The organism is Agromyces molybdatiresistens (assembly GCF_052748445.2).
Genome location: NZ_CM188258.1, coordinates 3,827,737 through 3,851,018 on the forward strand (window position 1 = coordinate 3,827,737; position 23,282 = coordinate 3,851,018).

Sequence of the window (23,282 nt, forward strand, 5' to 3'; positions counted from 1 at the left end):
CGACCTCAGGAGGTCAGGGAGTCGACGTACTCCTGGTTGTCGGCGATCCACTGCTCCACGATGGGGCCGTAGTCGTCGGTGTCGTTCTCGTTGAACATGGCGTTCTCGAGCGAGGAGAGGAGCTCGGTGTCCATCCGGAAGTCCTTCAGCCAGCCGGAGAGCGTCGGGAAGTTCTCCTCGAAGCTCCTGCCGCCGAACGAGTGGATGCCCTCGGCGTCGCCGAGCGTGCCCTCGGGGTCCTCGAGGTCCTTGATCGGGAACGCGTCGTACGCCCAGTGCGGACGCCAGAGCGTGACGGCGATGTTCTCGCCCGCGTCGGTCGCGGCGGTGAGCTCGGCGAGCATCGCCGGGGTCGACGAGGTGAGGTACTCCATGCCGTCGAGGCCGTAGGTCGGGATGACGCTCTCGGTCGTGACGCGGTTGAGGCCCGAGCCCGGCTCGATGCCGACGAGGCGGTTGCCGAAGGCGTCGGCGTTCGCGGCGAGGTCGGCGAGCGAGTCGACCGGGGCGTCCTCGTTCACCGCGATCGTGAGCTTGGCGTCCTCGTTCCAGGCGCCGAGGTCGACGAGCTCGTCGCCGTACTCGTCGATGTAGTCCTGGTGGGTGATGGGGAGCCAGGTGTCGAGCACGACGTCGTAGTCGTCGTCGCTCAGGCCCTGGTAGACGGGCGCGACGTCGGCGTACTCGAGCTCGACGTCGTAGCCCTGCTCCTCGAGCACGGCCTTCCAGAGCTCGCTCGCGGCGATGCCCTCGTCCCAGCCGTTGAACACGGCGATCGTGAGGTCCGCGCGGTCGCCGTTGTCGAGGGTCTCGGCCTCGGCGCCGGAGGCGCAGCCGGAGAGCACGAGGGCCGCGGCGCCGCCGAGGGCGAGCGCGGGGATCAGGTGATGCTTGGTCATTGCAGGGTGTTCCTTTCCTCCCGTGTGCTGTGGCACGGGTGTCGGGGATGTCTCCGCGCGCGGGTCCGCGCGGGGGTCCCGGCCGCTCGCTTGCCGGATGGGCGAACGGGGGCCGGGCATGCCGGGCACCGCCGTCCCGCTCGAGGCGGATACGGGGTGACCGGATGTTCTGGTTACTTGGAGCCGACGGGCGACTTCACGGCGGAGTGCTTCAGTGCCATGCCGGAGTCGTCGGTCTCCGCGAGGTCGGTCGCGTTCGAGGCATCCGCCCGCTTCGATCGGAAGGCGCGCTTGGTGCGACCGCTCCCGAACGCGCCGGTGATGCGGTCGAGCACGATCGCGAGGATCACGACCGACAGGCCCGCCTCGAAGCCGAGGCCGACGTCGATCCGCGTGAGCGACTGCACGACGTCACCGCCGAGCCCGCCCGCGCCGACCATCCCGGCGATGACGACCATGGAGAGCGAGAGCATGATCACCTGGTTGACGCCCGCCATGATCGACGGCATCGCGAGCGGCAGCTGGATCTGCCGCAGGATGCGCGACGGCGACGAGCCGAAGGCGTACCCGGCCTCGACGACCTCGCGATCGACGCCGCGGATGCCGAGCTCGGTGAGCCGCACGCCCGGCGCCATCGCGAACACGATGGTCGCGACGATGCCGGGCACCACGCCGACCCGGAACAGGATGAGGGCCGGGATCAGGTAGACGAAGGCCGGCATCGTCTGCATGAAGTCGAGGATCGGCCGGATGACGCGGCTCGCCACGTCGTTCCGGGCGGCGAGGATCCCCAGCGGGATCGCGATCACCACGGCGATCGCGCTCGAGACGAGCACGAGCGCGAGGGTGTCCATCGCGTTCTCCCACTGGCCGACGCCCACGATCACGAGGAGGCCGAGGAGCGTGCCCAGGGCGAGCCTCCAGCCCTTCGCGAACCAGGCGATCGCGGCGATCACGAGGATCACCGCCCAGAACGGCGGGGTCGACAGGATGACGTCGACGAGGTCGTAGAACCCGGCGAAGATCGCGCGGATGACGTCGAACAGGGCGCCGAGCGCCTCGGTGAGCACGTCGATGACGGCCTCGGCGACGTCTCCGAGGGGGAGTCGGACCTCGTTCATGCGCGGCTCCCCTCGGTCGCGACGGCGCGGTGGTCGGCGACGCTCCCGGGCTCGGCCGGCTCGATGCGCTCCGACGTGCCGGGCTCGGCCGACGGGTCGCTCTCCGGTTCGGCGCGCTCCGGCTCGCCCGGTTCGGTGCCGTGCAGCGTCGCCGTGATCACCTCGACGGGCACGGTCGCCGGCGGGTCGACGACCGCGATCTCGCCGGTCGACGGTGCGATGTTGCCGAGCGCCGCGAGCAGGGTCACCCGCGGCACCGCGCCGAGCAGCCGGTGGCGCTCGTCGACGACGGCGAGCGGGAGCTCCTGCTCGACCGAGCTGCCGAGCAGCTCGGCGAGGTGCTCGTCGGGGCCGACGGTCGCGATGTCGTCGCGGATCGCCGAGTCGAGGCTGCGCTCGCCGCGCTGCACGAGGCGGAGCACCTCGCGATCGTGCGCGACGCCGAGCAGGCGCCGGCCGGGCGCGACGACGAACACGGTCGAGGTCTGCAGGTCGCGCATCGCGCGGAGGGCGGCGCGCGGTCCGGCACTCGACGAGACGATCGCTCGCGGCGCCTCCATGACGTTGCCTGCGGTGAGCACGCGGGCGCGGTCCACGTCCTGCACGAACTGCGCCACGTAGTCGTCGGCGGGGTCGGTGAGGATCTCCTCCGCGGTGCCGAGCTGCACGATGCGCCCGTCGCGCATCACGGCGATGCGGTCCCCGAGGAACATGGCCTCGTTGAGGTCGTGCGTGATGAAGACGATGGTCTTGCCGAGCTCCTGCTGCAGCTCGACGAGCTGCTCCTGCATCTCGCGACGGATCAACGGGTCGAGGGCCGAGAACGCTTCGTCCATGAGCAGGATGTCGGTGTCCGCGGCGAGCGCGCGGGCGAGCCCGACGCGCTGCTGCATGCCGCCCGAGAGCTCGGCGGGCATCCGGTCGCCCCAGCCGCCGAGCCCGACCCGCTCGAGCACGCGTGAGGCGCGCTCGCGGCGCTCCCCGGCGGGAACGCCCTGGATCTCCAGGCCGTAGGCGGCGTTGTCGAGCACCGTGCGGTGCGGCAGGAGGGCGAAGTGCTGGAACACCATCGAGACGTGGTCGCGCCGGATGGCGCGCAGGCGCTTGGGCGAGACGCCGGTGATCCGCTCCCCCATGACCGTGACGGTGCCCGCGGTGGGCTCGAGCAGGCCGTTGAGCATGCGGATGAGCGTCGACTTGCCGGAACCGGAGAGGCCCATGACGACGAAGATCTCACCGCGCCGCACGTCGAAGCCGGCGTCGACGACCGCGGCGGTGCCGAGGTGGGCGATGTCGTCGCGCGTGGCGCCGTCGGCGAGTCGCTGCAGGGCTTCGGCGGGCTTGCGGCCGAAGAAGCGGGTCAGGCCGCGGACCTCGAGGGCGGGCGGTGCGAGGCGGGCGGCCGCGGCAGCGGCCGCCGTGGCGGGGTCGGCCGCGGCGTCGGGCACCGCGGCGTCGGATCGGGTTGCGTGGGGTTCGGGGGTCGTGCCGGGCGGCGAGGCGACATCAGGGGTCGCGGCGCCGTCCGTCTCGGAAACGGACGATTCGGGCATGTGTGCGGGCACTCCGAGGCGCGCTCGTCGGTCGCCGGCCATGGTGCTCGGCCGGAGGGCAGGAGCGTGCTCAGGGTCACGGCCGGGATCCCGGCGATCCGGGAGACGGGCTCGAGCCGCGGCGTTGCTGCACGCCGGGCGAGCGCCGAATCCAGCGCGTCCGGCCATCCGGGCCGAACACCACGCGGGGAACCGTACGACCCCGGTGGGCACTCGGGCGAGTGCCGGGCGACCGGGGGCGCGGACTGGGCGGTCTGGTCCACATGGACCGTCGTCAACCGTAGCCCCGTCTCCGCACGGTTCTCAAACCGGGCGCGACGATTCTCCGCTGACCGGGAGTTTCCGTTCGGCGCAGAGCTCCGGCTTCCGGCCGCCCTCGGCGAGCGCCTCAGCCCCGCGCGCCCTCCGCGGTCTGCCGCGTGCACTCGGCGCAGAGGCCGAACACGTCGACGACGTGCGCCGGAGCGGTGAATCCCTGCTCGGCGGCCACGCGCTGGGCCCACGTCTCGACCTCGTCGGCCGCGATCTCGACCGTGAGGCCGCAGTTGCGGCAGATCAGGTGATGGTGGTGGCCGGTGCTGCACGCGCGGTAGATCGCCTCGCCCTCGGGCGACTGCAGGCAGTCGGCGTCGCCGCTCGCGGCGAGGTCGCCGAGCGCGCGGTACACGGTCGCCAGGCCGATCGGCGAGCCGCTCGCGTGCAGCGCCGAGTGCAGCGCCTGCGCGCTGATGAACCCCTCGGTTCCGTCGAGCGCGTCGCGCACCGCCTCGCGCTGCCAGGTGTTCCGTTTCATGCGATCCGTGCGTCCTCCGCGGTCTCCACCGGTATCGGAGCCCGCCTCGAGGGTAGTCGGCGCAGCTGTGAGCCGCCGAGCGCGATGAGGAAGAACGCCGTCGCCGCGAGCGCGATGGCGGGGCCGGCGGCGACGGCGAGCGCGCGCGAGGCGAGCACGCCGACCACGCCGGCGGCCGCGCCGATGACGGGCGCCGCGAGGAGGACGCCTCGGTACGTCGAGACGACCAGGCGGGCCGCGGCCGCCGGGGCCGCGATGAGCGCGATGGCGAGGATGGCGCCGACCGCCGGGAGGGAACTGACGACGGATGCCGCGGTCAGCCCGAGCACGAGCAGCTCGACCGGCCACTCGCGGAACCCCGCCGCCAGGAAGCCGTCGGGGTCGAACGTCGAGAACGCGATCCGCGGGCCGAACGCCGCGACGAGCACGACCGCGCCGACGAGCACCGCGGCGGCGAGCGCGATGTCCGCGTCGGTGACCGTGAGGATCGACCCGACGAGCAGCGACTCGGGGCGGACCGGGATGCCGGGGATCACGGCCTGCAGCAGGGCGCCGGCAGCGAAGCCGCCCGTGAGGACGATGCCCGCGGCGACCTGGGCTCCCTGGTGCCGGACGCGGGCGATGGCGGCGACCACGGCGACGATGGCGACGGATGCCACGGCCGCCCCGAGCGGCACGCTGAGGCCGAGCGCGGCGGCGGCGACCGCCCCCGGGTAGGTGGCGTGCGTCAGCGCCTGGGCGAAGAACGTCCGCCGGCGCATCACGACCAGCGCGCCGACGAAGCCCGCGCCGGCGCCGATCACGACGGCGGCGAGCAGTGCGCGTTCGAAGTAGCCCATCAGCGCTCCCCCGCCCGTGCGCCGTCGGTCCGACGGGACGACGCGACCGGCCCGCTCGACCATGCCGGCGTCGCGGGCCGGCCGACGATCCTGTCCCGCACCACGCGCGTGCCGAGCATGAGCGCGTAGACCACCACGAAGACGGCCACCACGGTGCTGCCGGCGGGCAGGTCGACCCCCGCGCCGACGGATGCGCCGTACCCGACCGCGAGCCCCAGCCAGGCGCTGATCGCCCCGACCGCCGCGGCGATCGGGAAGAGCCACCAGAGGCGGACGGTCGCGAGGCGGGCGGACGCCCCGGGGACGATGAGGAGGGCGAGGACGAGGAGCGTCCCGACCGTGCTGGCGCCCGCGACCACGACGAGCGCGATCGACGCGTTGAGCACGAGGTCGAGCGCGAGCCCGCGATCGCCGGCGGCACGGCTGCCCTGGGGATCGAAGGCTCGGAAGAGCTGCTGCTTGAGGGTCGCGCCCACCGCGAGCGCCGCGACGAGCGAGACGACCAGGAGCGGAACGACGTCATCCGGCGCGATCGTGAGCACCCGACCGAACAGCAGCGCCTCGAGCTCTCCCGCGTAGTCGTCGCTGCGCGACACGACGATCACTCCGACGCTGAACGTCGCGGTGAGCACGACCGCGACCGCGGCGTCGGAGGTCACCCCCGCTCGCACGAAGAGGGTCAGCAGCACCGCCCCGATGAGGGCGGCGATCGCCGCGCCCGGCACGAGGCCCGCCGTGCCGCCCACCGCCAACCCGATGGCGAGCCCGGGGAACACCGCGTGCGTGAGGCCGTCGCTGATGAACTCGAGGCCGCGCAGGTTCACGAGCACCCCGACGATGCCTGCGACGACGGACAGCACGACGAGCACGAGCAGGGCACGCCCCATGAAGGGCAGTGCGAATGCGCCGAAGAGGATGTCGCCGAGGCTCACCGCGGACCACTCCCCCGGTCGCATGCCCGCTCCGGCATCAATGACCCTCGTGGCCGGGGACGACCAGGGTGTGCTCGTCGATCTCGACGCCGACGCCCTCGAAGCACTCCTGCACGTTCTCGAGGGTCAGTGCGTCCTCGACCGGCCCGCAGCCGACCTGGGTGCCGTTCACCAGCAGGACGGTGTCGCAGACCTCCCGGGCGAGCTCGAGGTCGTGGGTCGACACGATGATGGCGACGCCCCTCGCCTTGAGCGTGCGGATGGTGTCGACGAGCGCCTCGCGGTTGGCCTGGTCGAGTCCGTTGAACGGCTCGTCGAGCAGCAGCAGGGCGGGCTCGGAGGCGAGCGCGCGCGCGAGCATCCCGCGTTGCCGCTGCCCGCCCGAGAGCTCCCCGAACCGCCGGCGCGCGCGGTCCGCGAGCCCCACGGTCTCGAGCGCGCCGCGCACGACCTCGCGGTCCCGTCGGCCGGGCCAGCCGAGCAGGCCGAGCCGGCGGTATCGACCCTGCATGACCACCTGCTCGAGGTTGATCGGGAAGTCCGGATCGAGCTCCGAGGACTGCGGCAGGAAACCGATCCTGCCGTCCGCGGCATGTTCGGTTCCGCCGACGCGCATCGCGCCCGCAGCGAGCGGGACGAGACCGAGGATGCCACGGAGCAGCGTCGACTTCCCGGCGCCGTTCGGCCCGATGACGGCGACCGCCTCGCCGGGCGCGACCGAGAGTCGGAGCCCGCTGACGCCCGCCCCGCCCGGGTGCCGGAACGCGGCATCCTCCAGGACGAGGACGGAGCGCGAATCGGTCATGCCGTCATCCTCCCAGCACGGCGGGCAGCGGGGAAGGTTCGACGCCCCACGACTCGAGGATGAGCCGCAGGTTGTGCACCTGGCTCCCGATGTAGGTCTCACCCTCGGAGCCGGGCTGGCCGAGCGAGTCGCCGTAGAGCGCGTCCTCACCGGAGTAGACGGCGACGCCGGCCTCCTCCGCGATCGTCTCGGCGGCCTTCGGCGAGATGGACGCCTCCGAGAACACCGCCTGCACCCCGGTCTCCTCGATGCTCGCGACGAGCGCATCGATCTCCGCCGCACTCGGCTCGGCGTTGTCGTCGAAGCTCGGGATCACGCTGCCGACGAAGGTGATGTCGTACGCGTGGAGGAAGTAGGTGAACGCGTCGTGGTTGGTCACGAGCAGGCGGCCCTCGACGGGGACCGGCGCGACGTTCTCGCCGATCCAGGCGTCGAGCGCCTCGAGCTCCGCGGTGTACTCGTCGGCGTTCCCGAGGACGGCGCCGGCATCGATGCCCGGAACCCCGGCGAGCCCGTCGGCGATGTTCTCGACCATACGCTCGGCGAGCACCGGGTCGGTCCAGATGTGCGGATTGCCGTCGGCGTGGTCGTGCGCGTCCTCGGCGTGCTCCTCCTCCGCATGCTCATCGTCGGCGTGGTCGTCCTCGGCCGCCTCACCGTGGTCGTGCGCGTGGTCGTCGTCGGTCGCCTCGAGCTCGATGCCGGTGCTCGCGTCGATCAGCACGCCGTCGAACCCGGAGGCCGCCACGGCGTCGTCGATCCACGACTCGAGCCCGGCGCCGTTGACCACCAGGGCGTCGGCCGATCCGAGCGCGAGCAGCTGCGCGGCGGACGGGTCGAACGAGTGCGCGCTCTGCCCCGGTTCGAGGAGGCCGGTCACGTCGGCCGACTCCCCCGCCACCTCGCGCGCGAAGTCCTCGACCTGCGTCGTCGTGGCGACCACCTGCACGCCGTCGCCCTCCGAGGCGCCGGGCGTCGCGCACCCCGCGAGCAGGGTGACGGATGCCGCACCGACGGCGAGTGCGGACAGGCGGGCGGTGCGGGACGATGCGATGGGCATGACTCGAGCGTACGGCTTATTGATAATGATTGTCAAAACCAGCTGGAGCCTGCCGTTCGCATGACGTTCTGTGGACTGGGACTGTCGTTCGTCGGTCGTCCATGCGAGAGTGTCAGCCGTGGAAACGACCACGAGCCCCATCACCCTGCACCCGTTCACCCCCGCCGACGCCGAGCGTCTCCTCGACGGCCACGTCGACCCCGCCGACGGGTGGGAGGGCGGCTACTCGTTCACCGACGAGCCCGATCTGCTGGCCGAGTACGTCCGCGCAGCGCAGCGCGACGGCGACCCGGCGCCCTTCGGCCCGTACCTCGTGCGCCGCCTCGGCCCCGACGGGGAGGAGGGCGTCGCCGTCGGCGGCGTCAACCTGTTCGGACCGCCCGACGATCGCGGCGCCGTCGAGTTCGCCTTCGGCCTCGTCCCGGCCGCCCGCGGCGAGGGCCTGTCCCTCCACGTCGTGGAAGCCGCCGTCGCACGGCTCCGCGACGCCGGCGCGCTCGTCGCGCGCGCCGAGTGCGAGATCGCCAACCTGCCCGCCCGGCGCGTGCTCGAGCAGGCCGGCCTGTTCGAGGTCGGCCGAACCGACGACGACGTGGCGTACGAGATCCGCCTCTGAACGGCTCCCGCCGGGGTTCCCAGCGGGCGTCAGGCGACGTCGGTCCGTCCGCGCCTACTCGAGCAGCAGTGCCGGCTCCTCGATGATCGAGGCCACGTCCGCGAGGAAGCGGCTGGCCACGTCGCCGTCGACCACGCGGTGGTCGAACGAGCCGCCGATGGTCGTCACGTAGCGCGGCCGCACCTCGCCGTCGACCACCCACGGCTTCTGCCTGATCGTGCCGAGGGCGACGATCGCGACCTCGCCGGTGTTGAGGATCGGCGTACCGGTGTCCATGCCGAAGACGCCGATGTTCGTGATCGTGATCGTGCCGCCCTGCATCTCGGCGGGCTGCGTCTTGCCCTCGCGCGCGGTGAGCGTCAGCTGCTCGAGCGCGGTCGCGAGCTCGACCATCGTCATCGCCTGCGCCTCCTTGACGTTCGGCACGATGAGCCCGCGCGGAGTCGCCGCTGCGACGCCGAGGTTCACGTAGTGCTTGACGATGATCTCCTCGTCGGTCCACTGCGCGTTGACCGTCGGGTTCCGGCGGGCCGCCCAGATCATGGCCTTCGCCATGATGAGCAGCGGCGAGACCCGGACTCCCGCGAAGTCGGGGGAGGCCTTGAGGCGCTTGACGTACTCCATCGTGCGTGTGGCATCGACATCGACGAACACGGACACATGCGGCGCAGAGTACGCGCTCTGCACCATGGTCTGCGCGATCGCCTTGCGCACGCCCTTGACCGGGATGCGCGTCTCACGGTCGGCGGGCAGTTCGGGGGTCTGGATGTTGCGGAAGACACTCGCCTGGCTCGCCTCGCGGATCACGTCGTCGCGCGTGATGTCGCCGATCGGGCCGGTCGGCGCGACGCGGGAGAGGTCGACGCCGAGGTCCTTCGCGAGCTTGCGGATCGGAGGCTTCGCGATCACGGGAACACCGTCGTCGTGCCGCTCGGCGGGGCGAGCGGGGGTCTCCGTCGCCGCAGCCGAGGCGGCCGGCCGGGCCGGAGCGGGAGCGGCGGGTGCCGGCGTCGGGGGAGCGGGCGGGGGAGCGAGGTGCTCGTGCGCGCCGCCCGGGGCGGGGTGCCGGCGACGGCGGCTCTGCGTCGGGCCGCTGCTGCCGTGTCCGACGAGCACGGCGCCGCCCTCGTCGCCCGTCGGCGCCGGCACCGGTGTGGCCTCGGCGGGGGCCGCCGGTGCTGCGACCGGTGCGTCGGCCGCCGGAGCCGGCGCCGCATCGGGTGAAGACATGCCGGAAGCGGCATCCGTCTGTATCACCAGGATCGGCGTGCCGACGTCGACCGTCCGTCCCTCCTCGACCAGGAGCTCCGACACGGTGCCCTCGAACGCGCTCGGCAGCTCGACGAGCGACTTCGCGGTCTCGATCTCGACGAACACCTGGTCGAGCGAGATGCGGTCGCCGGGCGCGACGCGCCACTGCACGATCTCGGCCTCGGTCAGGCCCTCGCCCACGTCGGGAAGCGGGAATCGGATCTCGCTCATCGTGCTCCTCAGGTTCGTCGGTGCGGTCGGAAGCGACGCGCGATCAGTAGGACAGTGAACGGTCGACGGCCTCGAGCACGCGATCCGCGCTCGGCAGGTACTCCGTCTCGAGCGCCGCCGGCGGGAAGGGCGTGTCGAAGCTCGACACCCGCAGCACCGGCGCCTCGAGCGAGTAGAAGGCCCGCTCGGCGACGGTCGCCGCGATCTCGGACCCCACGCTCACGAAGCCGTACGCCTCCTGCGCGACCACGAGGCGTCCGGTGCGCTGCACCGAGTCGACGATCGGCCCGAAATCGATGGGAGAGAGCGAGCGCAGGTCGACGACCTCGAGGCTCCGGCCCTCCTCGGCGGCGATGTCGGCGGCCTGAAGGAGCGTGGCGACCATGGCGCCGTGCCCGACCACCGTCACGTCGTCGCCGCGGCGCACGACGCGGCTCGCGTGGAGCGGCAGGCCCGCGTGGTCGAGGTCGACCGGCCCCTTCGGCCAGTAGCGGCTCTTCGGCTCGAAGAAGAGCACCGGGTCGTTCGACGCGATCGCCTCCTGGATCATCCAGTACGCGTCGTGCGGCGAGGAGGGGCTGACGACACGCAGCCCCGGCGTGTGCGCGAAGTAGGCTTCGGGGCTCTCCTGGTGGTGCTCGATCGAGCCGATGTGGCCGCCGTACGGCACGCGGATCACGACGGGCATCGGCATCCCGCCGTCGTGCCGCACGTTCATGCGCGCGAGCTGGGTCGTGATCTGGTCGAAGGCGGGGAAGATGAAGCCGTCGAACTGGATCTCGAGGACGGGGCGGTACCCGCGCATCGCCATGCCGATCGCGGTACCGACGATGCCCGACTCGGCGAGCGGGCTGTCGAGCACGCGGCGGTCGCCGAACTCGGCGAGCAGGCCCTCGGTCACGCGGAACACGCCGCCGAGCGCGCCGATGTCCTCGCCCATGAGCAGGACCTTCGGGTCGTTGCGCAGTGCCTCGGCGAGACCCGCGTTGATGGCCTTCGCCATCGACATCGTGTGCACACCGCGCAACTCGGGCGTCTCCGCCGGTGCACCGGCGATCGTCTCGACCGTCATGCGTGGCCTCCCTCGAACGAGTTCTCGTACTCCTCGAGCCATGCCGACTGCGCGTCGATCACGGGGTGCGGCTCGCTGTAGACGTGGGCGAAGATGTCGGCGCGCGGGGGTGCGGTGATCTCGAGTGCCCGAGTGCGGACGCCGGCTGCGACATCCGCCGCCTCCTCGTCGACGCCGTCGAAGAACTCCGCGGACGCGCCGCGACCCTCGAGCCACGTACGGAACCGGGCGATCGGATCACGGGCGGTCCAGTACGCGACCTCGTCGTCGGTGCGGTACTTGGTGGGGTCGTCGGCCGTCGTGTGTGCGCCCATGCGATAGGTCACGGCCTCGATGAAGGACGGGCCCTCGCCCGCGCGCGCCCCCTCCAGCGCCTGCCGGGTCACGGCGTAGCTCGCGAGCACGTCGTTGCCGTCGATCCGGATGCCGGGCATGCCGAAGCCGCCGCCGCGGAGCGAGAGCGGGCTGCGCGACTGGCGCGAGACCGGCACGGAGATCGCCCACTGGTTGTTCTGCACGAAGAAGACCTGCGGCGTCCTGTAGCTCGATGCGAAGACGAGCGCCTCGCTGGCGTCCCCCTGCGACGTGGCACCGTCTCCGTAGTAGACGAGCACCGCGGCATCCGCCTCGGGGTCGCCGGTCGCGGTCGCCCCGTCGAACTGAAGGCCCATCGCGTAGCCCGTCGCGTGCAGCGTCTGCGACGCGAGCACGAGCGTGTAGAGGTGGAAGTTGCCGTTCTCCTCCGGCTTCCAGCCGCCCAGCGTCACGCCGCGCAGGAGCTTCAGGACGGCGACCGGGTCGAGCCCGCGGATCATGCCGACGACGTGCTCGCGGTAGGAGGGGAAGATGTGGTCCTGCGGGCGAGCGGCGCGTGCTGAGCCGACCTGGGCCGCCTCCTGGCCGTGGCTCGGCACCCAGAGCGCGAGCTGGCCCTGGCGCTGGAGGTTCGCGCCGGTCACGTCGAGCCGGCGCGATACGACCATGTCGCGGTAGAACTGCTCGAGCGCGGCGTCCGGCAGCGCCTCGACGAGGGGGAGGTAGGCCTCCGCCTCGGGCGTCGGACGCAGGTCGCCCTCGGGCGTCAGGAGCTGGACCGTCGGAGCGGTGAAGTCGCGTGAGAGGGCTGCCACCGTTCCACGGTACCCGCTCGGTGGGGGGCCCTTCTTGTGGAGGTCAGACAAGCTCCTTCAGAAGCCTTAGGAGTACGTCCACAGACTCCGGCTCGCCGACCGAGACCCGGATGCCGTCGCCCGGGAACGCGCGCGCGACGATGCCGCCCTCGAAGAGCGCCTCGGCGACCTCGGCGGTGCGCTCACCGGTCGGCAGCCAGACGAAGTTGCCCTGCGCAGCCGGGATCGGCCAGCCCTGCGCGATGAGCGCCTCGCGCAGCGCGTCGCGCCGCTCGGCGAGCGCGTCGACGCGACCGAGCAGCTCGACCTCGTTCGCGGGCTCGAGCGCGGCGAGCGCGCCAGCCGTCGCCACGGCGGTCACGCCGAGGGGGATGGCCGTCGAACGGGCGGCGTCGAGGATCGGCACCGGCCCGATCGCGTAGCCCACGCGGACGCCGGCGAGCCCGTACGCCTTCGAGAAGGTCCGGAGGACGACGAGGTTCGGATAGCGCCCGATGAGCGAGCTGCCGTCGACGGATGCCTCGTCCCGCACGAACTCCGCGTAGGCCTCGTCGAGCAGCACGAGCCGGTCGACGGGCACCCGCTCCATGAACCGCTCGAACTCCTCGGCGGAGACCGGGACGCCGGTCGGGTTGTTGGGGGAGCAGACGATCACGGCGCGCGTGCGGTCGGTCACGGCCGCAGCCATCGCGTCGAGGTCGTGACCGTGGTCGGGACGGTTCGGGACCTGGACGCTCGACGCTCCCGCGACGGTCACGAGCCCGGGGTAGGCCTCGAACGAGCGCCACGAGTAGACGACCTCGTCGCCGGGAGCGGCCGCGGCGAGCACGAACTGAGCGAGGAGCGACACCGAGCCCGCGCCGACCAGCACCTCGTCGGACGTGACGCCGTAGCGATCGGCGAGTCGCTCGCGGAGCGTGAGGGCCGTGGCATCCGGATAGCGGTTGACCTCGGTCGCGGCGGTGGCGATGGCCGCCTGGACCGCGGCGATCGGCGGCCAGGGATTCTCGTTGCTGGACAGCTTGAAGCCGTCGGCGGGAGCCGGTCGGCCCTGGCGGTACGGCGGGAGGGCGGCGATCTCGGGGCGCAGGCGCACCTGCGCGGTCGTGGGCTCCGATGCGGTCACGGCATCCACCGTACCCCTTCGCCCGATGTCGGCCCGCTGCCATAGTGGAGGCATGCGCTTCCTCCTGAAGGTCGTCGTCGTCGCGTTCGCGCTGTGGCTCACGACGCTCATCGTGTCCGGTGTCAGTGTCGTGCCGTACGAGGACACCGAGATCGCGACGGTGATCACGTACCTCCTCATCGCCGCGATCTTCGGCATCGTCAATGCGACGATCGGCACGTTCATCCGCATCGTCGGATTCCCGCTCTACGTGCTGACGCTGGGGCTCATCTCGTTCATCGTCAACGGGCTGCTGCTCCTGCTGGTCGACTGGATCAGCGGCCTCATGGGCTTCGGCCTCGAGGTCGACGGATTCTGGTGGGGCGTGCTGGGCGCGCTGGTGCTCGGCCTCATCAGCTGGCTCATCGGGCTCGTGGTCCGCCCCTCGGACTGAGGGCCTTCCGTCCGCCGGCGCCACCGGCTACCGGCCCTCCCGCTCGGCCCGCCAGTACGAGACCTCCGACGTGGTCGCGCCGGCGGTGAACCCGGTCACGAGGCCGCGGAACCCGACGAGCCGCTCGTCCGCGGAACCGTCGACCTGTCCCGCTGCACCGACGTAGCGCTCCATCGCGTGCGCGGGCACGGCCTCGCCCGGACCGGGGTCGAGCGGCCCGGCGCTCAACCCGACCTCGATGCGTCCGCGGGCGGGGACGCCCGACCCGGCCGTCGCGTGGACGAAGTCCTCGTCATGCCCGACCGAGAGCACCGGCGTCGTGCCGGTCGCCACCTGGGCCACGGGACCGCCGAAGTTGACGGCCGCGACGACGTCGAGGTCGGGATCCGCCGCCAGGTTCGCGGCCACCATCCCGCCCGCCGAATGGCCGACCACCATCACCGGGTCACCGGCCGCCACTCCCGCCGCCGCCATCGCCGCCCGCACCGCCCGTTCCGATGCGGCCGCCTCGTTCGGCAGTCCGATGAGGTCGTGCAGGGCGGACGCCCCGGCGACGCCGTGCAGGTTGGCGGTCATGTCGTACGGCTCCTCGTCGGGCGTCAGGCCGAAGTCGGCCGTGCCGGCCGAGTACACGATCCAGCGACTGCCGTCGGCGGTGTCGTAGCGCTCGATGCGCACCTGCGGTCCGCCCTCGTCGGACGGCGGGATGCGTTCGGCGAGGTCCTCGATGCCGGCGGGCGGGAGCGGCGCGTCGTCGGCGTCCGGGCCGGGCGGTCCCGCACCGGGCTCCGCGCGTCGGCGGCCGTGGGCCTGCGGCGGACCCACCTGCACCGGGTCGGCGAGCGACGTCTCGCGAAGCGCGCGCGAGCCGGTGACGAGCCCGACGACGCCGGCGGCTGCGAGCAGCAGGCTTGCGTTCTCCGGGGCGTCGAGTCCGTCCCCGACGGCGAACAGGCCCGGTATCCGGAAGAGACCCGCGAGGAACTCGTCGGCCTGGTCGGCCGCGGCGCGCACGAGGCCCACGAAGGCGGGCTCGGACAGGAGCGGCAGGCCGTGCTCGCCGAGCACCGCTTCGACCGCGGCGAGGGAGCGCTCGCGATCGAAGAGCAGCGGGATGACGCCGGCTTGCGCGATGAGCCCGAGAGAGATCGCCCCGGTCGAGAGGACGGGCAGCGCCAGCCCGGACACCGCGAGGTCGGCGAGGCCGGCGGCGACCCGGCGGCCCGCTGCGGCGAGCCCCGCGACCGCCTCCTCGGTGAGCGCGTAGCGAGCGGCGCTGAGCCCCAGGTTGGAGGACAGGCTCGAGGCGGCATCGACCGCGGCGGCGAAACCGGCGTGTGCGGTGTCGAGGTCGATCGCCGCGCCCCGATCGCCGCCGGCGTCGCCGAGTCCCTCGGCCTCGGCGCGCAGCAGCGCCGCGCGGGTCGTCCAGCCCTCGACGAGATGCGACACGGCGGAGAGCCGAACGGCCTCGGCGATGAGCGCATCTGTCTCGACGGAGTAGCGCGCGCCGCTCCGGACCGTCAGGTCGCTCATCGACCCCCTCCCATCCAGGACACCGGTCGATCCGGTGTCGCCGCGGCCAGCGCCGCGGCCGTGACGGCGTCGCGCGCCCGCTCCCGCTCGACCGCGAGTCGTCCCTCCGCGTCGAGCAGCGCCCGCTCGGCGCCGGCGAGGGCGTAGCGCAGTTCGCTCGCCCGCTCGGCGTAGAGGTCGGCCGCGTCGGCGTGCCAGCCCTCGATCCGCTCGAGCACGAGCCCGGGACGGACGTGCTCGACCTCGACGCGGAGACGCCGGACGGCGAGGAGCGCCCGCTCGAGCTCATCGAGCCGGACGACGGGGGAGGAGGCGAAGGGGACCACTCCGAGATCGTGCTCCCGGCGACGACCGCTGCGGGCGTGGTCACCGGTTCACGTGGTGTACGCGGCGGACCGTGTGATGGGGAGGACGGCTCGGCAACGACGCGACGAGCGGCATGTGGCCCCTTTCCGGGCACCTCAGTCCAGCAGCACCTGCTCCAGCGCATGCGCGCCGACCCGTCCGATCGGCCCGTCCACGCCCACGGTGTCGACGATCGCCGAGCCCATCGCGAGCGCCCACCCGCGCGCACGGGTCCAGTCCGCGGCATCCGTCGCCCGCATCGCCTCGACCCGGCTGCGGAACCGCTCCCGCCCAGCGGTGTCGAACACGAGCCACGCCGCCGCGAGGTCCGTCGCCGGGTCGCCCGACGTCAGGTCGCCGAAGTCCAGCAGCGCCGTCAGGCGAAGCGCTCCACCCGAGCCCGCCCGGACGAGCAGGTTCCCGGGGTGCGGGTCGCCGTGCACCCACCGCGGCGGCCCCGGCCACGCGGGCGCCGCGAGCGCATCCGCCCACACCCCGGCGAGCGCGGCGGCATCCGTCGCCACGACCCGTTCGAGCCGGCCCGACGCCAGGCGCTCCGCGACCACGTCGTCACGCGCGACGAGGGGCACGCCGCGGTACGGGTTCGGCGGCGCGTCGGCCGGCGCCGGACGGCCGAGCGCGACGATCGTCTCCGCCAGCGCCTCGGCGACGTCGGTGCGCCCGGCCGGGTCGACGGATGCCGCGGCCTCGCCGTGGAACCACGGCGTGATGCTCCACGCGTACGGGTAGCCGTCGCCCGGCACGCCCGCCGCGACCGGGACCGGGGAAGCCACCCCGGGCGGAAGCGCGGCCGCCACCCGTGCGAGCCACCGCTGCTCGTGCCGCACGTTCCGGTCTCCGAGCGCGCGCCGCGGCATCCGCACCGCCCATCGATCGCCCAGCCGGAAGATCGCGTTGTCCCACCCCACGGCGACCGGACGGACCGGCCCCAGGAAGGACGGATGCTGCGCCGCGACGAGCCTCGCGACGAGCTCGGCGTCGACCTCGACCTCGACGTCGGCGTCGGGTGCATCCGCCACGACAGACCCCCTCTCGCGGGGCGCCGCGGAATACCCGCACCCGATCCCGCTCTGTCCGGAACCACCGGATTCGGTCCAGAATAGGGTTCCATGACGCCTGCGGACCCGGCCGGGGACTCCGCGCAGCGCTTCCGTGTCTCGTTCGTGTGCACCGGCAACATCTGCCGGTCTCCGATGGCGGAGGTCGTACTGCGCGCTCTCGCCGAACGCGCGGGGCTCGGCGACCGACTCGAGATCGAGTCGGCGGCGACCGGCGACTGGCACGTGGGGGAGCAGGCCGACCATCGAACGCTCGAGGCGCTCGAGCGCGCCGGGTACGACGGCAGCCGCCATCGCGCACGCCAGTTCGACCCCGAGGACTTCCCGATGCTGGACCTCGTGGTCGCGTTCGACCGCGGGCAGTCGCGCGTGCTGCGCAACTGGGCGCGCACGACGGTCGACGCGCACAAGGTGCGGCTCCTGCTCGAGTTCGACCCCGAGCTCGCCGCCCTGCAGGACGTCCCGGACCCGTACTACAGCGACGATGCGACCTTCGACCGGGTTCTTGGGATGATAGAGCGGTCGACTCAGGCGCTCTTCCGGCAACTCGCGCCGGCTCTCAGACAAGGAACCCGATGACTTCGCTGCCTCCCCAGCCGCTCAGCCCGCTCGACGGGCGCTACCGCGCCGCCGTCGGCGAACTCGGCGAGCACCTGTCCGAGGCGGGCCTGAACCGCGCGCGCGTGCACGTCGAGATCGAATGGCTCATCGCTCAGACCGATCGCGGTTTCTTCGGGACGAGCCCGCTGGCGGATGACGCGAAGCAGGCGCTCCGCGCGGTCGTCACCGACTTCGGCCAGGCCGACATCGACGAGCTCGCGCGCGTCGAGGCGACGACGCGCCACGACGTGAAGGCCGTCGAGTACTTCGTGCGCGGCAGGCTCGACGAGCTCGGCCTCTCGAACCTCGCCGAGCTCACGCACTTCGCGTGCACGAGCGAGGACATCAACAACCTCTCCTACGCCCTCACCGTGCGCGACGCCGTCGCCCAGGTGTGGCTGCCGAAGTACCGGGCCGTGATCGCGAAGCTCGTCGGGCTCGCCCACGAGCACCGCGACGCCGCGATGCTCTCGCGCACGCACGGCCAGCCGGCGACCCCGACGACCATGGGCAAGGAGCTCGCGGTCGTCGCGTACCGCCTCGAGCGGATCCTCCGCCAGGTCGAGGCGACCGAGTACCTCGGCAAGTTCTCGGGCGCGACCGGCACGTTCTCGGCCCACGTCGTGGCCGCGCCATCCGTCGACTGGCCCACGGTCTCGCGCGAGTTCGTCGAGGGCCTCGGCCTCACCTGGAATCCGCTCACCACCCAGATCGAGTCCCACGACTGGCAGGCCGAGCTCTACGGCCGCATCTCGCACGCGAACCGCGTGCTGCACAACCTCGCCACCGACATCTGGACGTACATCTCGCTCGGCTACTTCCGGCAGATCCCGGCCGCCGGTGCGACGGGGTCGTCGACCATGCCGCACAAGGTCAACCCGATCCGCTTCGAGAACGCCGAGGCGAACCTCGAGCTGTCGTCGGCGATCCTCGACTCGCTCGCCGCGACGCTCGTCACCTCGCGCCTCCAGCGCGACCTCACCGACTCGAGCTCGCAGCGCAACATCGGCGTCGGCTTCGGCCACTCGGTGCTCGCGCTCGACAACATCCTGCGCGGCCTCGGCGAGATCGACCTCGACCGCGCGCTGCTGCTCGCCGACCTCGACGGCAACTGGGAGGTGCTCGGCGAGGCGATCCAGACCGTGATCCGCGCCGAGGTCGCGGCCGGCCGCTCGTCGATCGAGGATCCCTACGCGCTGCTGAAGGAGCTCACGCGCGGCAAGCGCGTCGGCGCGACCGAGCTGGCCGAGTTCGTCGGCGGGCTCGACATCTCCGACGACGCGAAGCAGCGCCTGCTCGCGCTGACGCCCGCGACCTACACGGGCATCGCCGACCCGCTGGTCGACCGCCTGCGCGACTGACGCCCGGCGCAGCTGCGCCAGCCTCCTGCGCGCGCTGCGCTCACGCCCGGCGCTCATGCGCTGCGCTCACGCCCTGCGCCAACGTTGGAGTGCGGTTTCTGCGTTGGAGTACCGGACGGATCGGCCTCCACCGCAGAAATCGCACTCGATCGGGCGGGCGGGCTCGCGGGCGCGTTCGGGCATGCGGGCTCGCGGGCGCGTTCGCGCGTTCGGGCATGCGGGCCTGCGGACGCGGGCGCGGGCGCGCGGGTGCGCGGAGGCCCGCGTGGTCCGCGCGGGGGCTAGTGGCCCGAGCGGTCGCCGCCCTGGCGGCGCTCGGGGTCGCCGCCAGAGCCGTCGCCGTGCTCACCCGCGTTGGGCTTCACGGTCATCGACAGGAGGGCGAGCACCATCAGCACGATGATGAAGACGCCGCCGAGGGTGATCAGCGTGATGGTCCAGTCACGCGTGCCGAACAGCACGATGAATGCGGTGAACACGGCCGCGATCGCGGCGCCGCCCACGTACTCGATGGGGCGCAGCACGTCGCGCCGGCTCGGACGGTAGCCGCCGTCGGGGGAGTTGGTCACGATCGCTCCGATCCGGATGCCGCGTCGCCGGCGCCCGCCGGCCCGGTCGCGGCCCATTTCAACGACAACCCGCCGATCACGAGCAGCACGCCGGTCACGACGAGGTAGGCGCCGAGGAGGCCCACCGCGGTGACCGGATCGAGCGGGAAGATGACGAACACGAGAGCCAGGGCGGCGGTGAGCCCGCCGACGGCCAGCCAGTCGCGCGCGGCGGCGACCCGGCCGCGCGCCCGGATGCCGGCGAAGAGCTCCAGGATGCCGGTGACGGCCGCCCACACGGCCACGGTGAACGTGAAGGTGGCGACACCGGCCGAGGGGGTTCCGGCCAGCCAGATGGCGACGAGCCCGGCGGTGGCGGTGATCACGCCGTTCGCGACGAACGTCCAGCGCGCCAGGCGGTCGGCCACCAGCCGCGCCGACAGCGCGCCCACCACGACGCCGGCCACGAGCGCCCACCAGCCGAACACGGCGAGGCCGAGGGCGGCCGAGTGGTCCTGCGAGAACGTGATCACCACGGACGGGACGATGGCGAGCGCTCCACGGATCACCGGGAGCAGCCAGGCGCCTGCGCGCTCGGGCGCGGTATCGCGGGCTTCGGCCACGGCGACCTCTTTCGGATGGGGAACCGTTCAATCCTACGCGCGCCGCGTTCGAGAGGATGCTGGGCACCGCCACGGCGGGACGGATGCCGCGACGCGAGCCGCGGCATCCGTCACCGTCTCAGCCGGTCACCGACCGGCGCCACCCCGACCGGGATCAGAGCGCCTTGAGGATGTCCTCCACGCGCTCCTTGGCGTCGCCGAAGAGCATCTGCGCGTTGTCGCGGAAGAACAGCGGGTTCTGCACGCCCGCATAGCCCGACGCCATCGAGCGCTTGAACACGATGACGTTGTCGGCCTCCCAGACGCGGAGCACGGGCATGCCGGCGATCGGGCTGCCCGGGTCCTCGGCCGCGGCGGGATTGACCGTGTCGTTCGCGCCGATCACGAGCACGACGGACGTCGAGCCGAGGTCGTCGTTGATCTCGTCCATCTCCTCGACGATGTCGTAGGGCACCTTCGCCTCGGCGAGGAGGACGTTCATGTGCCCGGGGAGGCGGCCGGCGACGGGGTGGATGCCGAAGCGCACGTCGATGCCGCGTTCGCGGAGCTTCGCCGTCAGTTCCGCGACCGGGTACTGGGCCTGCGCGACCGCCATCCCGTACCCGGGGGTGATGACCACGCTCGAGGCGTTCTTCAGCATCTCAGCGGCATCCTCGGCCACGATCTCCCGATGCTCGCCGAGGTCGTCGTCGCCCTTCCTGGGCGCCTCGATGCCGAACCCGCCGGCGATGACCGAGATGAACGACCGGTTCATGGCGCGGCACATGATGTACGACAGGTACGCACCCGAGGAACCCACGAGCGCGCCGGTCACGATGAGCAGGTCGTTGTTCAGCAGGAAGCCCGCGGCCGCGGCCGCCCAGCCGGAGTAGCTGTTCAGCATCGACACCACGACGGGCATGTCGCCGCCGCCGATCGAGGCGACCAGGTGCCAGCCGAGCGCGAGGGCGAGGGCCGTCACCACGACGAGCAGCCACAGCTCGGGCGTGATCACGTACCAGACGGTGAGCACGACGAACGCGACGATGGCGCCGAGGTTCAGGGCGTTCTTGCCCGGCAGGACGAGCGGCGCGGACTTCATCCGCCCCGAGAGCTTCAGGAACGCGACGATCGATCCGGTGAAGGTGACCGCGCCGATGAAGACGCCGATGAAGACCTCGGCGTGGTGGATGTCGAGGAGGGCGCCCTCGAGGTGCGGTTCGGCGAGGGCGCCGTTCCAGCCGACGAGCACGGCGGCGAGGCCGACGAAGCTGTGCAGCAGCGCGATGAGCTGGGGCATGCCGGTCATCTGCACGACCCGGGCCCGCCAGAGCCCGATCGCGCCGCCGACCAGCACGGTCACGACCAGCAGGCCGAGGCCGGTCATCGCGGCCGGTTCGCCCCAGGCGCCCTGGAAGGTGAGCCAGATCGTCGCGACCAGGGCGATGGCCATCCCGGCGATGCCGTAGCCGACACCGGCTTTGGCGGTCTCGTGCTTCGACAGGCCGGCCAGGGACAGGATGAACAGCAGGGCCGCGACCAGGTACGCGGCGCCCGCGATGGATTCGGGGGTGATCAGGGTCTCAGGCACGCTCGGGGCTCCTCGGGAACGTCATCGGGTTCGCCGCGCAGGCGGCGGTCGCGGGGGCGGAGGTCGCAGGGGCGAACGCGCCGGCAGGGGATGGCGCGCTCACGTCGTTGTCCGGTCGCCCTTGGCGAACATGCCGAGCATGCGCCTGGTGACCGCGAAGCCACCGAAGATGTTGATGCTCGCGATCAGGATCGCGATCGCGGAGAGCACCTGCACGACCGGCACCTCGCTGGTGACCTGCAGGATGGCGCCGACGATGATGATGCCCGAGATCGCGTTCGTCACGCTCATCAGCGGGGTGTGCAGCGCGTGCGCGACCTTCCCGATCACGTAGAAGCCGACCACGATCGACAGCGCGAGCACCGTGAAGTGCTGGGGCAGCGGGGCCGGCGCGATCGCGTTCACCAGGAACAGCACGGCGATGCCGACGCCGATCAGCGCGGCGCGGCCGCCCTTCGAGAGCGTGCGCTTGGGCTTCGGGCCTGCGGCGGATGCCGCGGCATCCGCCGCGCTCGGAGCGCCCGCAGCCGGTGGGGCGGCGGAGACCTGCACGGGCGGCGGCGGCCACGTCGTCTCGCCGTCGCGGACGACCGTGACCCCGCGCTGCACGACGTCGTCGAAGTCGATGACGAGCCGGCCGTCCTTGCCGGGCGTCAGCAGCTTGACGAGGTTCACGAGGTTCGTGCCGTACAGCTGGGAGGCCTGCGCGGGCAACCGCGACGCGAGGTCGGTGTAGCCGAGGATGATCACGCCGTTCGGCGTGACGGTCCGTTCGCCCGCGACCGAGCCCTCGACGTTGCCGCCCATCGCGGCGGCCATGTCCACGATCACGCTTCCCGGCTTCATCGACGCGACATCCGCCGCCGTGATCAGCCGAGGTGCCGGGCGGCCCGGGATCAATGCGGTCGTGATGATGATGTCGACGTCGTGCGCCTGCTCGGAGTAGATCTCCGCCGCACGCCGGTCGTACGCCTCGCTCGTCGCCTTCGCGTACCCGTCGGTCGACTGCTCGACCTCGACCTCGACCTTCAGGTACTCGCCGCCGATCGACTTGACCTGGTCGGCGACCTCGGGTCTCGGGTCGGTGGCGCGCACGATCGCGCCGAGGCTGGATGCCGCGCCGATCGCCGCGAGCCCCGCCACGCCCGCTCCGGCCACGAGCACCTTCGCGGGCGGCACCTTGCCGGCCGCGGTCACCTGACCGGTGAAGAACCGGCCGAACTCGTGCGCGGCCTCGACGACCGCCCGGTAGCCGGCGATGTTCGCCATGGAGCTCAGCACGTCCATCGACTGCGCGCGCGAGATGCGCGGCACCGCATCGAGTGCGAGCGCGGTGACGCCCTGCGCCGAGAGCGCCGCGAGCAGGTCCGGCCGGAGGGCCGGGCTCAGCAGGCCGATGAGCGTCGTGCCGGGGGAGAGCGCCGCGATCTCGTCGGGCGTGGGCTGGTTCACCTTGAGCACGACGTCGCTGGCGAACGCGGCCTCGCGGGTGACGAGACCGGCGCCGACGGCGACGTAGGCGTCATCCGGGAACGACGATCGCTCGCCCGCTCCCGCCTCGACGACGACCTCGTAGCCCAGGCCGATCAACTGCTTCGCGGTCGCCGGCGTGGCGGCGACCCGGGTCTCCGAGCCCTGCTCGGTGACGACGCCGATGCGCGTCATGCGTACTCCCTCTCATCGCTCGACCGTCAGTCGATGCGATGCGGCACCTCGTGGACGGATCCGTGCGAGCCCGTCGTCCGGTGGGGGCCGGAGC

Annotated in this window: 23 protein-coding genes; 4 read left to right on the plus strand and 19 right to left on the minus strand. The window is 72.4% G+C overall.

What is annotated here, in order from left to right; translation table 11 throughout:
- Window positions 1-5: 5 nt before the first annotated feature.
- The 8 genes from ACULK2_RS17760 to ACULK2_RS17795 all read right to left on the minus strand — a co-directional run bounded on the left by ACULK2_RS17760 (window position 6) and on the right by ACULK2_RS17795 (window position 8,002).
- Window positions 6-899, minus strand: coding sequence for a glycine betaine ABC transporter substrate-binding protein (locus ACULK2_RS17760; protein ID WP_445967821.1), 894 nt, complete (start codon window positions 897-899; stop codon window positions 6-8).
- 173 nt (window positions 900-1,072) lie between these two features.
- Window positions 1,073-2,020 carry an ABC transporter permease gene (locus ACULK2_RS17765; protein ID WP_445967820.1) on the minus strand — a complete coding sequence of 316 codons (948 nt, stop codon included), beginning with the start codon at window positions 2,018-2,020 and terminating at the stop codon, window positions 1,073-1,075.
- Window positions 2,017-3,573 carry a quaternary amine ABC transporter ATP-binding protein gene (locus ACULK2_RS17770; RefSeq protein WP_445967819.1) on the minus strand — a complete coding sequence of 519 codons (1,557 nt, stop codon included), beginning with the start codon at window positions 3,571-3,573 and terminating at the stop codon, window positions 2,017-2,019. The genes ACULK2_RS17765 and ACULK2_RS17770 overlap by 4 nt, the downstream gene beginning before the upstream one ends.
- Before the next feature lie 388 nt (window positions 3,574-3,961).
- Complete coding sequence (locus ACULK2_RS17775; protein ID WP_445967818.1) at window positions 3,962-4,366, minus strand: Fur family transcriptional regulator; 405 nt, start codon at window positions 4,364-4,366, stop codon at window positions 3,962-3,964.
- The gene (locus ACULK2_RS17780; RefSeq protein ID WP_445967817.1) at window positions 4,363-5,205 is read right to left on the minus strand and encodes a metal ABC transporter permease; all 843 of its coding nucleotides are present in this window, start codon (window positions 5,203-5,205) and stop codon (window positions 4,363-4,365) included. The genes ACULK2_RS17775 and ACULK2_RS17780 overlap by 4 nt, the downstream gene beginning before the upstream one ends.
- Window positions 5,205-6,161: a metal ABC transporter permease gene (locus tag ACULK2_RS17785; RefSeq protein WP_501044941.1), complete on the minus strand. Its 957-nt coding sequence runs from the start codon at window positions 6,159-6,161 to the stop codon at window positions 5,205-5,207. Before ACULK2_RS17785 ends, ACULK2_RS17780 begins: the two co-directional genes overlap by 1 nt.
- A gap of 13 nt (window positions 6,162-6,174) precedes the next feature.
- Window positions 6,175-6,942: a metal ABC transporter ATP-binding protein gene (locus tag ACULK2_RS17790; RefSeq protein ID WP_445967815.1), complete on the minus strand. Its 768-nt coding sequence runs from the start codon at window positions 6,940-6,942 to the stop codon at window positions 6,175-6,177.
- Window positions 6,943-6,946: 4 nt separating this feature from the next.
- Window positions 6,947-8,002: a metal ABC transporter substrate-binding protein gene (locus ACULK2_RS17795; RefSeq protein ID WP_445967814.1), complete on the minus strand. Its 1,056-nt coding sequence runs from the start codon at window positions 8,000-8,002 to the stop codon at window positions 6,947-6,949.
- A gap of 118 nt (window positions 8,003-8,120) precedes the next feature.
- Between ACULK2_RS17795 and ACULK2_RS17800 the strand changes: the two genes are divergently transcribed.
- Window positions 8,121-8,618, plus strand: coding sequence for a GNAT family N-acetyltransferase (locus ACULK2_RS17800; protein WP_445967813.1), 498 nt, complete (start codon window positions 8,121-8,123; stop codon window positions 8,616-8,618).
- A 54-nt stretch (window positions 8,619-8,672) separates the two neighbouring features.
- Here ACULK2_RS17800 and ACULK2_RS17805 read toward each other — a convergent pair whose 3' ends face one another.
- Genes ACULK2_RS17805 through ACULK2_RS17820 form a run of 4 tightly spaced genes read right to left on the minus strand, consistent with a single transcriptional unit; the run spans window position 8,673 to window position 13,428 of the window.
- A complete protein-coding gene (locus ACULK2_RS17805; RefSeq protein ID WP_445967812.1) occupies window positions 8,673-10,100 on the minus strand; it encodes a dihydrolipoamide acetyltransferase family protein in 1,428 nt (475 codons plus the stop codon).
- A 43-nt stretch (window positions 10,101-10,143) separates the two neighbouring features.
- A complete protein-coding gene (locus ACULK2_RS17810) occupies window positions 10,144-11,109 on the minus strand; it encodes an alpha-ketoacid dehydrogenase subunit beta (RefSeq protein WP_445968215.1) in 966 nt (321 codons plus the stop codon).
- Window positions 11,110-11,168: 59 nt separating this feature from the next.
- Window positions 11,169-12,302: a thiamine pyrophosphate-dependent dehydrogenase E1 component subunit alpha gene (locus tag ACULK2_RS17815; RefSeq protein ID WP_445967811.1), complete on the minus strand. Its 1,134-nt coding sequence runs from the start codon at window positions 12,300-12,302 to the stop codon at window positions 11,169-11,171.
- Window positions 12,303-12,345: 43 nt separating this feature from the next.
- Entirely contained in the window at window positions 12,346-13,428 is a 1,083-nt protein-coding gene (locus ACULK2_RS17820; protein WP_445967810.1) for a histidinol-phosphate transaminase, read from the minus strand.
- Between the two features lie 52 nt (window positions 13,429-13,480).
- On the opposite strand from ACULK2_RS17820, the gene ACULK2_RS17825 reads away from it, so the two are divergent.
- On the plus strand, window positions 13,481-13,861 hold the full coding sequence (locus tag ACULK2_RS17825) for a phage holin family protein (RefSeq protein ID WP_445967809.1): 381 nt from the start codon (window positions 13,481-13,483) through the stop codon (window positions 13,859-13,861).
- Between the two features lie 27 nt (window positions 13,862-13,888).
- Here ACULK2_RS17825 and ACULK2_RS17830 read toward each other — a convergent pair whose 3' ends face one another.
- The 3 genes from ACULK2_RS17830 to ACULK2_RS17840 all read right to left on the minus strand — a co-directional run bounded on the left by ACULK2_RS17830 (window position 13,889) and on the right by ACULK2_RS17840 (window position 16,782).
- The gene (locus ACULK2_RS17830; protein ID WP_445967808.1) at window positions 13,889-15,397 is read right to left on the minus strand and encodes a hypothetical protein; all 1,509 of its coding nucleotides are present in this window, start codon (window positions 15,395-15,397) and stop codon (window positions 13,889-13,891) included.
- Window positions 15,394-15,723, minus strand: coding sequence for a hypothetical protein (locus ACULK2_RS17835; RefSeq protein WP_445967807.1), 330 nt, complete (start codon window positions 15,721-15,723; stop codon window positions 15,394-15,396). The genes ACULK2_RS17830 and ACULK2_RS17835 overlap by 4 nt, the downstream gene beginning before the upstream one ends.
- 135 nt (window positions 15,724-15,858) lie before the next feature.
- A complete protein-coding gene (locus ACULK2_RS17840) occupies window positions 15,859-16,782 on the minus strand; it encodes an aminoglycoside phosphotransferase family protein (protein WP_445967806.1) in 924 nt (307 codons plus the stop codon).
- Between the two features lie 90 nt (window positions 16,783-16,872).
- Between ACULK2_RS17840 and ACULK2_RS17845 the strand changes: the two genes are divergently transcribed.
- Window positions 16,873-17,400 (plus strand): low molecular weight protein-tyrosine-phosphatase, encoded by a 528-nt coding sequence (locus ACULK2_RS17845; protein WP_445967805.1) that lies wholly within the window; start codon window positions 16,873-16,875, stop codon window positions 17,398-17,400.
- Entirely contained in the window at window positions 17,397-18,782 is a 1,386-nt protein-coding gene (purB, locus tag ACULK2_RS17850) for an adenylosuccinate lyase (protein ID WP_445967804.1), read from the plus strand. Before ACULK2_RS17845 ends, purB begins: the two co-directional genes overlap by 4 nt.
- 281 nt (window positions 18,783-19,063) lie before the next feature.
- Here purB and ACULK2_RS17855 read toward each other — a convergent pair whose 3' ends face one another.
- The 4 genes from ACULK2_RS17855 to ACULK2_RS17870 all read right to left on the minus strand — a co-directional run bounded on the left by ACULK2_RS17855 (window position 19,064) and on the right by ACULK2_RS17870 (window position 23,188).
- Window positions 19,064-19,351, minus strand: coding sequence for an ABC transporter ATP-binding protein (locus ACULK2_RS17855; protein ID WP_445967803.1), 288 nt, complete (start codon window positions 19,349-19,351; stop codon window positions 19,064-19,066).
- Window positions 19,348-19,953 carry a DUF308 domain-containing protein gene (locus ACULK2_RS17860; protein ID WP_445967802.1) on the minus strand — a complete coding sequence of 202 codons (606 nt, stop codon included), beginning with the start codon at window positions 19,951-19,953 and terminating at the stop codon, window positions 19,348-19,350. Before ACULK2_RS17860 ends, ACULK2_RS17855 begins: the two co-directional genes overlap by 4 nt.
- 154 nt (window positions 19,954-20,107) lie before the next feature.
- Entirely contained in the window at window positions 20,108-21,523 is a 1,416-nt protein-coding gene (pntB, locus tag ACULK2_RS17865) for a Re/Si-specific NAD(P)(+) transhydrogenase subunit beta (protein WP_445967801.1), read from the minus strand.
- A gap of 99 nt (window positions 21,524-21,622) precedes the next feature.
- The gene (locus ACULK2_RS17870; protein ID WP_445967800.1) at window positions 21,623-23,188 is read right to left on the minus strand and encodes a Re/Si-specific NAD(P)(+) transhydrogenase subunit alpha; all 1,566 of its coding nucleotides are present in this window, start codon (window positions 23,186-23,188) and stop codon (window positions 21,623-21,625) included.
- Between the last annotated feature and the right edge of the window lie 94 nt (window positions 23,189-23,282).

Bases quoted from the DNA above. Each gene is read 5' to 3' on its own strand.
- ACULK2_RS17760 (WP_445967821.1), bottom strand. From the start codon at position 899: ATGACCAAGCATCACCTGATCCCCGCGCTCGCCCTCGGCGGCGCCGCG.
- ACULK2_RS17765 (WP_445967820.1), bottom strand. From the start codon at position 2,020: ATGAACGAGGTCCGACTCCCCCTCGGAGACGTCGCCGAGGCCGTCATC.
- ACULK2_RS17770 (WP_445967819.1), bottom strand. From the start codon at position 3,573: ATGCCCGAATCGTCCGTTTCCGAGACGGACGGCGCCGCGACCCCTGAT.
- ACULK2_RS17775 (WP_445967818.1), bottom strand. From the start codon at position 4,366: ATGAAACGGAACACCTGGCAGCGCGAGGCGGTGCGCGACGCGCTCGAC.
- ACULK2_RS17780 (WP_445967817.1), bottom strand. From the start codon at position 5,205: ATGGGCTACTTCGAACGCGCACTGCTCGCCGCCGTCGTGATCGGCGCC.
- ACULK2_RS17785 (WP_501044941.1), bottom strand. From the start codon at position 6,161: ATGCGACCGGGGGAGTGGTCCGCGGTGAGCCTCGGCGACATCCTCTTC.
- ACULK2_RS17790 (WP_445967815.1), bottom strand. From the start codon at position 6,942: ATGACCGATTCGCGCTCCGTCCTCGTCCTGGAGGATGCCGCGTTCCGG.
- ACULK2_RS17795 (WP_445967814.1), bottom strand. From the start codon at position 8,002: ATGCCCATCGCATCGTCCCGCACCGCCCGCCTGTCCGCACTCGCCGTC.
- ACULK2_RS17805 (WP_445967812.1), bottom strand. From the start codon at position 10,100: ATGAGCGAGATCCGATTCCCGCTTCCCGACGTGGGCGAGGGCCTGACC.
- ACULK2_RS17810 (WP_445968215.1), bottom strand. From the start codon at position 11,109: ATGTCGATGGCGAAGGCCATCAACGCGGGTCTCGCCGAGGCACTGCGC.
- ACULK2_RS17825 (WP_445967809.1), top strand. From the start codon at position 13,481: ATGCGCTTCCTCCTGAAGGTCGTCGTCGTCGCGTTCGCGCTGTGGCTC.
- ACULK2_RS17830 (WP_445967808.1), bottom strand. From the start codon at position 15,397: ATGAGCGACCTGACGGTCCGGAGCGGCGCGCGCTACTCCGTCGAGACA.
- ACULK2_RS17845 (WP_445967805.1), top strand. From the start codon at position 16,873: ATGACGCCTGCGGACCCGGCCGGGGACTCCGCGCAGCGCTTCCGTGTC.
- purB (WP_445967804.1), top strand. From the start codon at position 17,397: ATGACTTCGCTGCCTCCCCAGCCGCTCAGCCCGCTCGACGGGCGCTAC.
- ACULK2_RS17870 (WP_445967800.1), bottom strand. From the start codon at position 23,188: ATGACGCGCATCGGCGTCGTCACCGAGCAGGGCTCGGAGACCCGGGTC.